Annotated in this window: 10 protein-coding genes, 1 tRNA gene and 2 pseudogenes; 2 read left to right on the top strand and 11 right to left on the bottom strand. The window is 36.6% G+C overall.

The features are described 5' to 3' along the window. Positions 1 to 64: 64 nt before the first annotated feature. The 4 genes and pseudogenes from HMPREF0659_RS04320 to HMPREF0659_RS04310 form a co-directional block, all read right to left on the bottom strand. A complete protein-coding gene (locus tag HMPREF0659_RS04320; RefSeq protein WP_013264718.1) occupies positions 65 to 976 on the bottom strand; it encodes a sugar phosphate nucleotidyltransferase in 912 nt (303 codons plus the stop codon). Positions 977 to 1,443: 467 nt separating this feature from the next. Next, complete coding sequence (locus HMPREF0659_RS04315; protein WP_013264277.1) at positions 1,444 to 2,289, bottom strand: IS256 family transposase, variant Zn-binding type; 846 nt, start codon at positions 2,287 to 2,289, stop codon at positions 1,444 to 1,446. A 6-nt stretch (positions 2,290 to 2,295) separates the two neighbouring features. Further along, positions 2,296 to 2,343: pseudogene (locus HMPREF0659_RS13065) on the bottom strand (hypothetical protein); the annotation flags it as partial. Positions 2,344 to 2,703: 360 nt separating this feature from the next. After that, positions 2,704 to 3,411, bottom strand: a complete 708-nt coding sequence (locus HMPREF0659_RS04310; RefSeq protein WP_013264704.1) for a DNA alkylation repair protein — start codon at positions 3,409 to 3,411, stop codon at positions 2,704 to 2,706. A gap of 200 nt (positions 3,412 to 3,611) precedes the next feature. Between HMPREF0659_RS04310 and HMPREF0659_RS04305 the strand changes: the two genes are divergently transcribed. Both HMPREF0659_RS04305 and groL read left to right on the top strand, forming a co-directional pair. After that, positions 3,612 to 3,881, top strand: coding sequence for a co-chaperone GroES (locus HMPREF0659_RS04305; protein WP_004361204.1), 270 nt, complete (start codon positions 3,612 to 3,614; stop codon positions 3,879 to 3,881). A 152-nt stretch (positions 3,882 to 4,033) separates the two neighbouring features. Further along, positions 4,034 to 5,659: a chaperonin GroEL gene (gene groL, locus HMPREF0659_RS04300; RefSeq protein ID WP_013263821.1), complete on the top strand. Its 1,626-nt coding sequence runs from the start codon at positions 4,034 to 4,036 to the stop codon at positions 5,657 to 5,659. Between the two features lie 157 nt (positions 5,660 to 5,816). Here the strand turns inward: groL and HMPREF0659_RS04295 are convergent, their stop codons facing one another. The 7 genes and pseudogenes from HMPREF0659_RS04295 to HMPREF0659_RS04250 all read right to left on the bottom strand — a co-directional run bounded on the left by HMPREF0659_RS04295 (position 5,817) and on the right by HMPREF0659_RS04250 (position 11,897). Continuing rightward, complete coding sequence (locus tag HMPREF0659_RS04295; protein WP_044045874.1) at positions 5,817 to 6,464, bottom strand: hypothetical protein; 648 nt, start codon at positions 6,462 to 6,464, stop codon at positions 5,817 to 5,819. A gap of 2,276 nt (positions 6,465 to 8,740) precedes the next feature. Further along, positions 8,741 to 9,400, bottom strand: coding sequence for a hypothetical protein (locus tag HMPREF0659_RS04275; RefSeq protein ID WP_044045870.1), 660 nt, complete (start codon positions 9,398 to 9,400; stop codon positions 8,741 to 8,743). After that, positions 9,381 to 9,578 carry a hypothetical protein gene (locus HMPREF0659_RS04270; RefSeq protein ID WP_013264151.1) on the bottom strand — a complete coding sequence of 66 codons (198 nt, stop codon included), beginning with the start codon at positions 9,576 to 9,578 and terminating at the stop codon, positions 9,381 to 9,383. The genes HMPREF0659_RS04275 and HMPREF0659_RS04270 overlap by 20 nt, the downstream gene beginning before the upstream one ends. A gap of 115 nt (positions 9,579 to 9,693) precedes the next feature. Beyond that, a pseudogene (locus tag HMPREF0659_RS04265) lies at positions 9,694 to 10,035 on the bottom strand (RHS repeat domain-containing protein); the annotation flags it as partial. Between the two features lie 294 nt (positions 10,036 to 10,329). After that, positions 10,330 to 11,322: an ISAon1 family transposase gene (locus HMPREF0659_RS04260; protein WP_013265017.1), complete on the bottom strand. Its 993-nt coding sequence runs from the start codon at positions 11,320 to 11,322 to the stop codon at positions 10,330 to 10,332. After that, positions 11,288 to 11,674, bottom strand: a complete 387-nt coding sequence (locus HMPREF0659_RS04255) for an ISAon1 family transposase N-terminal region protein (protein WP_044045868.1) — start codon at positions 11,672 to 11,674, stop codon at positions 11,288 to 11,290. The genes HMPREF0659_RS04260 and HMPREF0659_RS04255 overlap by 35 nt, the downstream gene beginning before the upstream one ends. 150 nt (positions 11,675 to 11,824) lie before the next feature. Then, positions 11,825 to 11,897 (bottom strand) — tRNA-Lys (locus HMPREF0659_RS04250). Between the last annotated feature and the right edge of the window lie 492 nt (positions 11,898 to 12,389).

Raw genomic sequence — 12,389 nt, 5'->3', positions numbered from 1 at the left:
CGTCTTACATCTTGAATAATATTGAAGAATGTATGCGGAAATAGTACCCAGGCAGGGTTATGAATTAGAACAATTTAGCTGGATATGTACCATCATCAACCAGTGACTGAATCTTTTCAACCACGCTCTGACGATCGGCAGCGTATGTTACGCCAAACCATTTGCTGGTAGTGTCAAGCACCTTCACGGTAGATGTACCATCGTTGATGAGCTTGTTTACCATCAATGGGATGAAGTATTCAGACTTCTTATTCTCCATGTTCTTTGGATCAGAGAGGAACTCCTTGAAGTAAGCCTCGCTGTACTCGAAGTAGTCTGGTGTGAAACCCCATACATTCATAGATACAGGAGTGTTCTCACCTACAGCTACCCACTCACCATTGTCGTCTTTATACTTGATTTCGCCATCGCGACGCTCAATCTCTGTACGCTCAACAACAGTTGTCAAGTTTCCTTCAGCATCTGTAGAGCAGATACCACGAGCAACAGTACCATTCTCGCTCAGTGTGTTACCTACGCGGAAACCAACCATTGCATACTTGTCTCTTGCACCTTCTGGGAGGTCAGCAAGGAACTTACCGATAACCTTGAAGCAATCGCGGTTATAGAAGTCATCGCAGTTGATAACGCAGAATGGCTCTTTGATAACATCCTTTGCCATCAAAACAGCATGGTTTGTACCCCATGGCTTCTCACGACCTTCTGGTACAGAGAATCCTTCTGGCAGTGCATCAATACTTTGGAATACAAGTTCTGCAGGGATATGACCCTCATACTTTGAGAGAACTTGGCTACGGAACTGCTCCTCGAAATCCTTACGGATAACGAAGACAATCTTACCAAATCCTGCCTGAATTGCATCATAGATAGAATAGTCCATAATGGTCTCGCCATTAGGACCCAGTTCGTCGAGCTGCTTCAGCCCACCGTAGCGGCTTCCCATACCTGCCGCAAGGAGTAATAATGTAGGTTTCATTTTCTTTTTTATATCGTTAAATTATATATTATGTTCTGAATGCAAAGGTAAGAAAAATATGGGATATATAATTATTTTATGTTATGAATTATGAGAGTTAAATATGTTGTTCGTTTTTAACTTTTTCAAGTTTAATTCAAATCACTCGTTATACCCTAACATTTATCATTCTTATTTAGAATGGTATTGTTTATTACTATCTTTCATTTTCTTATCAATATTTCGTCTATCTTTCTAATTTTTCATACTCTACAACGCTATATTACAAAGTATTATGTCATATAAAGGTGCCCTTATTTATAAGTTTTCTGAAAGGTAATAATATTCTTGGTGTTTTGAATTTTATTTACATTATTTCTTGTTTTACATCTTTAAAAATAAGCAAAAAATAGGCGTAATGGACATTTGGTAGGCTGAAAACCTCTCGGGTTTTAGTAATGGACATTTGGTAGGCTGGTTATTCCAGCCTACTTTTTTGTATTTATGAATCCATCTATAAACTTCTTCTTGTTAGCTTCATTCAATCCATTATGATTATGTAGTGCTCTTTTAAGTTGTGAGTTAAATCCTTCCAACAGGTTTGTTGTATTAGGTATTTGCATATCCGGATACTCCTCACACGTATAGATCCATGGCAGATGTGTCTTAATAGAACGTCTTGCCGTTCTCAGCCTTCTGTGTGTATAAGTTGTCTTGCCCGAGATTAGGAGAGTTCGTTCGTTTAGGAACTCTTTCCATTTATCACACCATTTATCAAAAGCGGTTATAAACTCTTCTTTTCTCATAGAGAACATCCTTCTCATTAATGCCAACAGTTCAACGCCTGCAGGCAAATGTGGGTTGTTAGTAAGGAGTCTTCTAACTATCTGAAATTGGTGAAATTGACACATTTGTACGGGACAGAAACTTATAGCTTGTAAAAGTCCTACATGCCCATCACACACCACTGCTTTTATCATAGTTCCACGCTCCGTAATATACCGAAGTCCATCAAGATAATCTCTGTTAGTTTCGTTTTTGACAAACTTGCGATAGAGTATTTTGCCTGATGAAGCATCCTGAAACAGCATCACACCAAATGTCTTGGAAAAGTATGTTGTATCCAATATTATTACTGCAGATTTGGGGTAAGTAGCAGTAAAGCTATCTACTACTAAGCTCAACCTACGTCGTATGGTTCGTTCTGAACATTTATAAAGAGTGGATAGATCAGATATCGTTCGATTTGCCGTCAGATAGTCGTTCCATAGAGAAATATTATTTATACGCAGACCACCTTGAAATTGTCTACCACAATCCTTGCAGGAATACATCTGAACAGAACGTCGATGCCCATTCTTTTTAACATTTGAGCTATTACAGAAGATACAGTTTTTTTATTCATAGATTTTCAAATGCTGCAAAGGTAGTAAATAAAAGAATTCCGAGAGGTTTTCAGCCTACCAAATGTCCATTACGCCAAAAAATACTATTTTGAGTGCTTTTGTAACTCTCTTGTTATGAATTAGTTACAAGGTTAGATTTTAAAAGGTGCTTACTTGGCTTTCAAAAGGGCGTTAGTAAGACCTCAAAAGGGCATCTTTTGCAAGTCAATTAGGCGTTAATTTGAATGCAATTTGTGCTCTTTTAAAAATGATTATATGAAAAAATATGACAAAAGGGTTGTTTTTATTCTTTCTCTGACCGTATGATTAGCGTCCAAATGGAAGTAATAGAGTGGGGAAGTGTTAGGCACGTTTCATGAGAATAGCGCGCTCTTTGGGTGAGAACTTCTCAATTGCATAACGTAGCATGGTACGGGGCATGTCTGCTCGATGGCTCATCACGTAATCATAAAGTCGCTCAGAATCACGCTTCCCAGCTTCGCGAAGCATCCAACCAATAGCTTTGTGCATGAGGTCGTGTGGGTGCTGCATCATGAGGTCGCTAAGTGCATAGGTGTCTTCTAATTGTCCTTTACGAATGAATGCGTATGTTGATACGATAGCGATACGATTATCCCATAGTAGTGGACTTTGAGCTAAATGATAAAGAATGTCACGTGATTTGTCAAGTAAGTATTCGCCTATGATGAAGCGACAAGATAGGTCAATAAGGTCCCAGTTATTGATTCGCTTAGTTTGAGAAAGGTAAAGATTGAATAGCTCTTTGCGTAAAGCTTCGTCTTTTTTCTTACTATTCTCTACCATTATGATTAAGGCACAAAGGCGCACTTCATGCCATTCTGACTGTATCAGCTCCCGTATCTCCTCTATGGATATGTCTTTGTGTAACTTGGCAATAGCTCTGATATTGGGTACGGTAACACCTAAGAAACGGTCGCCTTCACCATATTCTCCTTTGCCAGCCTTAAAGAACTTAGGGAATATCTCTCGCTTCTCCGCATCTGATAGTGCTTGAAGTTTATTTGTTATAGTCTTGGTAAGTTGCTTCATTGTTAACCCTTTATTAATTTATCAACTTCTTTTCTAATGCAAAGATAATTATTTTCTTTTGTTTTTAGTCGAATAGGTAAGAAGAACTGACAGATTGTCAGTAAGTCCTTTTGGCATAGTTTTCGTATAATTGAAGGCGAAATGACTTGGTGACAGGTCATATACAGAATGAAAATTAAAATCTTAAAACATATACAATTATGACAATTAAACCTTTAGCAGACAGAGTCCTCGTGCTTCCAGCACAGGCAGAAGAGAAAGTTGGTGGTATTATCATCCCAGACACAGCCAAGGAAAAACCACAGCGTGGTAAAGTTGTTGCCGTTGGTAATGGTACTAAGGATGAGGAGATGATTCTCAAGGTTGGCGATGAGGTTCTCTATGGTAAGTACGCTGGTACTGAACTTGAGAATGAGGGTGAGAAGTATTTGATGATGCGTCAGAGCGACGTGTTGGCAGTTGTTGAGTAACACTTCTCCTATTCTCTCTTTATAAAAAGGTCTTAAAATAGCTGTAGTTTGGCTATTCTGTTATATCTTGTAGAATGATGTTATACATATAAGAGATAAAAAAGAATAGCAAACAACGCATAAATAAACAATCAAAATAAGGAATAAAGAAAATGGCAAAAGAGATAAAATTCAATTCAGACGCACGTGAACTCTTGAAGAGTGGTGTTGATCAGTTGGCAAATGCAGTGAAGGTAACACTCGGTCCTAAGGGGCGTAATGTTGTTATCGGTAAGAAGTTTGGTGCTCCACAGATTACTAAGGACGGTGTTACCGTTGCTAAGGAGGTAGAGCTTGAGGATAACTTTGAGAATGCAGGTGCACAGCTTGTTAAGAGTGTAGCAAGCAAGACTGGTGATGATGCTGGTGACGGTACAACAACTGCTACTATCCTCACACAGGCAATTGTTACTGAAGGATTGAAGAATGTTACAGCAGGTGCAAACCCAATGGACCTTAAGCGTGGTATCGACAAGGCTGTAGCTAAGGTTGTTGATCATATTAAGGCTTCTGCAGAGGTAGTTGGTGACAACTATGACAAGATAGAGCAGGTAGCTACTGTAAGTGCTAACAACGATCCTGAAATAGGTAAGTTGCTTGCAGATGCTATGCGTAAGGTATCTAAGGATGGTGTTATCACTATTGAAGAGAGCAAGACTCGTGAGACAAGTATCGGTGTTGTTGAGGGTATGCAGTTTGATCGTGGTTACCTCTCTGGTTACTTCGTAACAGATACAGATAAGATGGAGTGTGATATGGAGAACCCATATATCCTCATCTACGATAAGAAGATTTCAAACGTTAAGGACTTCCTTCCAATCCTACAGCCAGCTGCTGAGAGTGGTCGTCCATTATTGGTCATTGCAGAGGATGTTGACTCAGAGGCATTGACAACATTGGTTGTAAACCGTCTTCGTGCAGGTTTGAAGATTTGTGCTGTTAAGGCTCCAGGCTTTGGCGACCGTCGCAAAGCAATGCTTGAGGATATCGCTGTGTTGACAGGTGGTGTGGTAATCAGCGAGGAGAAGGGTCTTTCACTTGATAAGGCAACTCTTGAGATGTTGGGTACAGCTAAGAAGGTTACCATTTCTAAGGACAATACAACAATCGTTGATGGTGCTGGTGAGAAGGAAGCAATCAAGGACCGTGTGGCTCAAATTAAGAACGAGATTGCAGCTTCAACAAGCTCATACGATAAGGAGAAGTTGCAGGAGCGCTTGGCTAAGCTCTCTGGTGGTGTAGCTGTTCTCTATGTTGGTGCTAACTCTGAGGTAGAGATGAAGGAGAAGAAGGACCGTGTTGACGATGCTCTTTGCGCTACTCGTGCTGCAATGGAAGAGGGTGTAGTTGTTGGTGGTGGTACCACTTACATCCGTGCTCAAGAAGCATTGAAGGACCTTAAGGGTGAGAATGCTGACGAGCAGACAGGTATCAATATTGTTTGTCGTGCTATTGAGGAGCCTCTCCGTCAGATTATCGCTAATGCAGGTGGTGAAGGTGCTGTTGTAGTAAATAAAGTTCGTGAGGGTAAGGGTGACTATGGTTACAATGCTCGCAAGGATGTTTATGAGGACCTTCGTGCTGCAGGTGTTATCGACCCAGCTAAGGTTTCTCGTGTTGCACTTGAGAATGCAGCTTCAATTGCAGGTATGTTCCTGACAACTGAGTGTCTTATTGTAGACAAGGTTGAGGATACTCCAGCTATGCCAGCTGCTCCAGGTATGGGTGGTATGATGTAATAAGCTTTTTATCAAGATATTATAAAATAAAAGGAAGACATTTATAGCGTCTTCCTTTTATTTTTTTAATTGTCTCAATAATATATATTCCTTTTAGACAGTTCTATTTTTTAAAGATAGATAAAAGTGACATGATATTTCCTGCACAGAATAAAAGTTATAGCGTTTGATGCAAAAAAGCCCTAATAGAAGAGTATAGTTTCTTTACTTCAAAAGGAGCATGAGTTATAATGAAGACTTCGCCTGTATTATTAATAGCCATATAATCTCCATCATTTAAATTCTTAATCGTATAATATGTATTTCCTTCGAACTGAAGTTCATTAATATCACCTATATCTATTTTCTTTAGTTCTTCTGGCGAAAGTTTTTGCGAAAGCATTTGTATGATGTCTTTCTTTCCGTTTGAATGATTTGCATAATTATTTTCTTTCAGTGTATTAAGAGAAACTTTATGCCAATCTAAATGGTTATATTTAGAATTAAAATAATAGCCAATTATTGTACCAAACGAAATATATAGTTGTACTTCTACATATTCTCGTTTTTTCTTGTTCCAAATATAAATACCTGATAATGTTACTAATTCTGGATATTTATAATTACTATAGTCATAGTATTCTCTATTGAGAACCAAGTTGTAGAATCCCTTCCCATAAAGTGTATTTTTACATTTTCCTATAATGAATCTGCTATTTATTTGCTTTATTAAAAAGTCCCATTTAGTTGGCAAGATACAAATTACATTTTTAAGAAAGTAGAAATCCTGCTCCTCTATTTTATTTTTATTAAAAAGACTAAACATCTTATTTTGTTTTTACTCATTATTCGTATACGGTCCAGCTTTCGTAAGTAGCACCATGGACATAAGTCCTAATATCTTCCACACTTACAATGACAACTCCTATTTTCGTAAAAGTCGGCAGAGAGTTCTTATATTTAGAAGATACGCTTGTCTGATTTCCAAATAGTGTAAACCCCATTACTTATTTATGCTTAAAGATATTATTTTTCAAGGGCAAATATACAACTTTATTTCGTAAATATACTTTTAAGCAATAAGAAAATAGGCTGGTACGTTATGTGTTATTTTCCAAATGTTACATATGGAATTACTATGAAAAACCTAATCTAATTTTAATTGCTGTCATTTTTAACATTCTGCGTAAATTGTTTATTGTTAGATGCTTAGTTGGAGAAAAGAGGTGATAGGAGTGAAAGCACAATAGAAAAGGTGTGTAGTTCTCTTTTGTATTTTGAATTGTAAAGATATGTCGATCCGTAGCGTGTATAGATGTTTGGCAGTAAGGATATTTAAGGCAATTATACGTCAATTTTAATATGAGCTTGTTAGAATGTTGTATATAATATCTCTTATTTTGTCAATGTCAACAAAGTTTTTTAATATTATGATATAGATAGACATTCCCAATATAATGCATATCGGTAGTATGAAGAAGAAGCAATAAGTTGGGATTATCCTATTAAATTTATGCTGGGAATATTTCTTATACAAACGCTCTACCATCTTCTTATTTCCATATTTCATTGTAACAAAACCTAAGATTGAAATGAAATATAAAATAAAAAACGCGGTATTAATTCTACCACCTTTCCGTGCTATCTCGAGTACGACACCTGCTATCGGAAGAAGAACAAACATAAGTACGCATGATAAATACAAAATACTATTTAACATAGCAGAATCATGTTTTGCTTTATAAGCCATATGTATCCTAAAAAATATATAATTTATAATCATCTGATTCTATCTTATTACCAGTTAAGTACTCGATCATTTATATTGTGTTCCACCCTATAACGTTTAGCTTCTTTCCTCATTGGAATCAATCCCATGAAATCTAAGATTCTAATAGGATTCGCATAGACCGTCTAACGTAAGGTTCATTGATAACAGACGCTTACGCTGCTTGTCGTAGGTATGGATAGTTTCCGTATCATTGTCAAGATTTATGTAGATTGTTTGACCATTCTTATTGTAACCTATCCTGTCAACAATAACGCTTTCATTCCCTTCCTTATTGCTCGTAAGCCAATAATTATAGAGGAAGTTCAGGGATTAGGATTCTTGATTTATGCTTCGATACGAGTTTTATGTCAAAACTATTTCTTTTTTTTATTAAACTATCTCCTACCTGAACTGTATGTAGATCCCACTTTGAAGAAATATCTAATTTAAGAATCTGTCCCTTTCTATCGATACCATAAACATAATATTCGCGTGCTTCTTTCTTTATGCTCAAGACTTTCACACAATATGATTGCCCTTTAACGTATTGATTATAAGAGTTATTACTCAGATCATCTTGTTTAATAAAAATAAAAAAGAGAATAACACAGAACATTGGCCATAAAATACGTCTTCTTAAAAAAATGGTATCCATGTGCGTCCTCCTCCTTTTGACATATCAAACCTTGCTGGATTGGCATTTAGACTCACTCCATACGACCTTGAAAAATCAGTTTTATTATATCCATTTTCACCCTGTACAGCACTTGTCCCATATAAAAGTCCCAAGTTTCCTACAGATAAGCCCTTTGATATCCCAAGACCTATATAACAATCAAATGAGTTTAAATCATTTTTGTTTAGATACTCGCACATAACAAAAAATCTTATTTATAATCAGTAAAACAAAAAACTTTCGACTTTCCAGTATCTTACGTTGGTAAGAATCCTGCTTAATTGTCCATTCTCATAAATCATATTTCCACAGTAATCGGTTTTCAATGTTAAAGCGACATTAGTAGATAGAGGCGGAACGATGCTGCCCATAGGTACAAAGAGGTTAATCTTCGAGGTTCTATAGGTGACAGAGAGTTTACGCCCTATCTGTCCAAAGAGTAATTATTCTATTTGTTTGTATTTTAAATTATTAGTTTCTGCAAATATAAAAAACTAATTTTAGAAATCAAAGTTTGAAGCTTACTATTTATTGCGATTTCCTAATAACAAGCTATATACACCCCAGTTAAATATTGTAAGGTAGTTTTGATTAACACTGCTTATTGGAGCTTCGTTAGCTTAGGGAATTTCTCCTAATATTACTTTGGTAACAATCAATTATTCAAAATAATATAACGCAAAAATAATAAGGCTTCTTCATCATTTAAATTATTACCTTTAATATAATTCGTAATACTATCTGGAATGATTTTTCTGTCAGTTCTCAGATATAATGCTTGTTTTCTAAGTTTATCAACATTGTTAACCCTATGAATAATAAACCTCATCTTATCTCTTTCATTAGAGAAGTCAGGTTTCTTATCGAAGAAATCACTACCATAAGTTAATCCGTATTCTGCAAATAAATACTTGTAGACACCAGATAAAATGGACTTTATATAACTGTTAGTTTGATGTTTTGAAGATAGAAAATGACAAGCTTCAAGTAATACACCTGTTGTATTCTCGAAGCCTAAGCTTTCTATTGTATAAGGTGTATTATTACTTATAAAGAAAACTCTCGTTGGGTAATGGGGTTGATAATTTAATCGAAAAGTGTACACACCATCATGTTTTTTTCCTTCAACACAACTTAATTTTGAGATAGTTGATTTCCAAGTTGTATTATAATGATACAGCTTATATAAACTCTTTCTTAAATTACTCGGAATAATATTATTCTGAGAGTATAAAGGTCCTGAGAATATTAACATACTAATGATAAATATCCCCAATAGGTATTTGTGCTTTATCTTATAATTTTCTTTTCTCATTTTGATTGTCTTTATTTTTCTTTAGTTCTTCTCTAAACTTAGCTTCCATTAGCCTTGCCTTCCTTTCATAAATAAATTCTGAAAGCTTTTTCTGACCTGGCTGACTGGAACGTATATCTCGATTAACCTCTACAGGGTCAGCTGCATGCACAGATTCATGAACACCTTCTGCTCCCATAGCTTCACTAAAGCTTAAACCCTAATTTTCAAGTCCCTTTATGGTTGTTGATTGCTTTATAGTTTCTACATAAAATGTTATTTGCTCCCAAGTTGATTTTCTGCCAACGGATCCACACACACATCCATCTTCCCAGCACAGCATCATAGTGGCGTGCACCATAATCATACCAATCCAATCCGTGCATACAGTCAAGTTCCTTGCCGTTGTACTTGTAAGGCTGTGCGCCTCCGCCTGTACTCTCACTCATCAGTCCACCAAAGGCATAGTAATGATTCACTTGCTCCACTTTTCCATGCTCATCTATCACTACACGGTTGTTTCCAAGGTGGTCCTACAAGTAGTAATGGTATGTTGGAGTGGAATTTGCAAGTGTGATGTATCCCATGTCGGTAAGAATCTTGCTTAATTGTCCATTCTCATAAATCATATTTCCACAGTAATCGGTTTTCAACGTTAAAGCCACATTAGTAGATTGAGGCGGAACGATGCTGCCCATAGGTATAAAGAGGTTAGTCTTCGAGGTTTTATAGGTGACAGAGAGTTTACGTCCTGCCAGTCTAAAAGGTTATTGTTCTATTTGTTTGTATTTTAAATTATTAGTTTCTGCAAATATAAAAAACTAATTTTATAAATCAAAGTTTGAAGCCTACTTTTTTATTGTAGTTTTCTAATGACAAGCGGCATACACCCCAACTAAATATTGTAAGGTAGCTTCGATTATTACTGCTGATGTCGGGACAGTAGATATTTAGTGGGGATAGGCATATATTTTGGCAAGCCTAAAAAGAAAGAAACTTTTATCTACAACTCCTCTTAAGTTAGCCCTAAATAGTTTTATTTTTGCATTGAAGGATTCCGCAGCAGCGTTTGTAGATCTGTTAATATAAAAGTTAAGTATGTCTTCGTAATGCTCGTAGAAAGTTGCAGCAATGACATTAAAGGAATGAAAGCCAGCTTCTGCGACGTTATTATACCATTTTGCCAATGATAGTCTGGCTGCATCTTTGATAGTATTCTTAGCAAAAATCATTCTTAGCGAATGTGATAAACCGTAAGCCTTCTTAATGTCAGGATATTCTCTGAACAGTATTTTGGCTCTTAGCTTCTGTTCATCAGTCCATTTCTCTGATGATTTGAACAACAGGTACCTACTTCTTACCAGCAGTTCACTACGTGTATCTCCATTTTCAAAAGTCAGTGGTTGATACGCTATCTTTTCTAACTTTGCATTCTCTTTCTCGTCATTTGCTTGCTGTAAAGCTGCCCAGCGATACTCTATTCTCATCTGTTGCACGGCATCACTTGCAAGTTTCTGTATATGAAAGCGATCAATCACTCGTTTAGCTTTTGGAAAACAATGCCTTACAATCTTACGCATACTATCGGATAAGTCCAAGGTGACCTCTTCTACGGCTTCCCGTTTCTTTTCATCTATCTTATCCAATACCTTGCAGACATCCAAGGATTTGGTTCCAGCAACAATGGCTACAAGACATCCTTGCTTGCCGTGTTTGTCCCTATTAGTGATAATCGTATAGAGTTCACCATTGGACAAGGATGTCTCGTCTATTGCTATATTCTTACCAATATTATCCTCAAAGAGAAGCCACTTCTGAGCATGAGACAACTGATCCCAGGACCTGTAACCACTTAGTGTTTCCTTGTATTGTTTCTCAAAACTACGTCCATTGATATGATAGAATTCCTCAAGCGTACGGCAGGTCACTGGGGATGTCTCCATACGTTTCTTTTAAAAAAGCTCCGAACTCTTTGGAATAACGAGTGCCGGAGGCTGTAATATCTATCTGCAAGGGAAGAGAGAAACTCTTACCTGTACGAATATCTATCCAGCGACGTCGACGAAGAACCAAAATAACCTTATGGTCACGAATCGGAAAGTCCGTCACCTCGACAGCTTCCATAAAGCCTTTTGATTCAAAATGAAGATCATCGGAAAGTTCTTTCTCCATCTTCTCGTCAAGATGGATACGCAATAATGAAGGACTAGGTTCTATTTTAACTACAGAGAAGTATTTCAATACATCCTTAGGGAGAACCAACGATGCTAAATGATATAGATAAGTATCTTCCATAATACAAAGGAAAGAAAAATATATTAATTAAGAAAATTTCCCCACCTTTTTTCTACTGAGCCCTGATGTCTATCATTGGGGGGATTATAGCACACAGATACTAAGACAAAAGAGGAATATCCTTGCGGATATTCCTCTTGTTGTTTCAAGTGATTCGCATGGGGCTCGAACCCATGACCCCAACATTAAAAGTGTTGTGCTCTACCAGCTGAGCTAGCGAATCTCCCTATGCTTTTATAAAGCGAGTGCAAAGGTAACAAGAATTTCTGATAATTCCAAATTATTTATAACTTTTCTTGTGCCTTTTTATTAATACATGGCTATTTGATGAAATCTTTTAGTGTTAGACATGATGATTTTCAGCAGGATAAGAGTTAACCCCAAATCGGTTATGTATAATTCTTATTACTATAGTGTTGTTTCTAAACATCTTTTATTTTCTTATCGGTATCTTGTGTGTCTTTGTAACTTGACGTAGCCCGCTACGCCTGCGTTATAACGACAGGCAATCTGCTCGATAAGAAACACAAAATATGTTTAGGCTCCAATGACTGATTTGGGTTAAACTAACATATCATCCGATACAATCTTAGTTAGAGTAGTTTATTTTCTGTTTATTTTATATTTGTAAAATATTTTGAGTTATCTCGTTATTAATATATGCTCTTTTAGCATTCAATTAACGTCCAATAGGCTTTCAAAAGACGCCCTTTTG

The organism is Prevotella melaninogenica ATCC 25845, from assembly GCF_000144405.1.
GTDB lineage: Bacteria > Bacteroidota > Bacteroidia > Bacteroidales > Bacteroidaceae > Prevotella > Prevotella melaninogenica.
The sequence above is the reverse complement of the archived record's forward strand: the minus strand, read 5'-3'. Positions and strand labels throughout refer to the sequence as shown.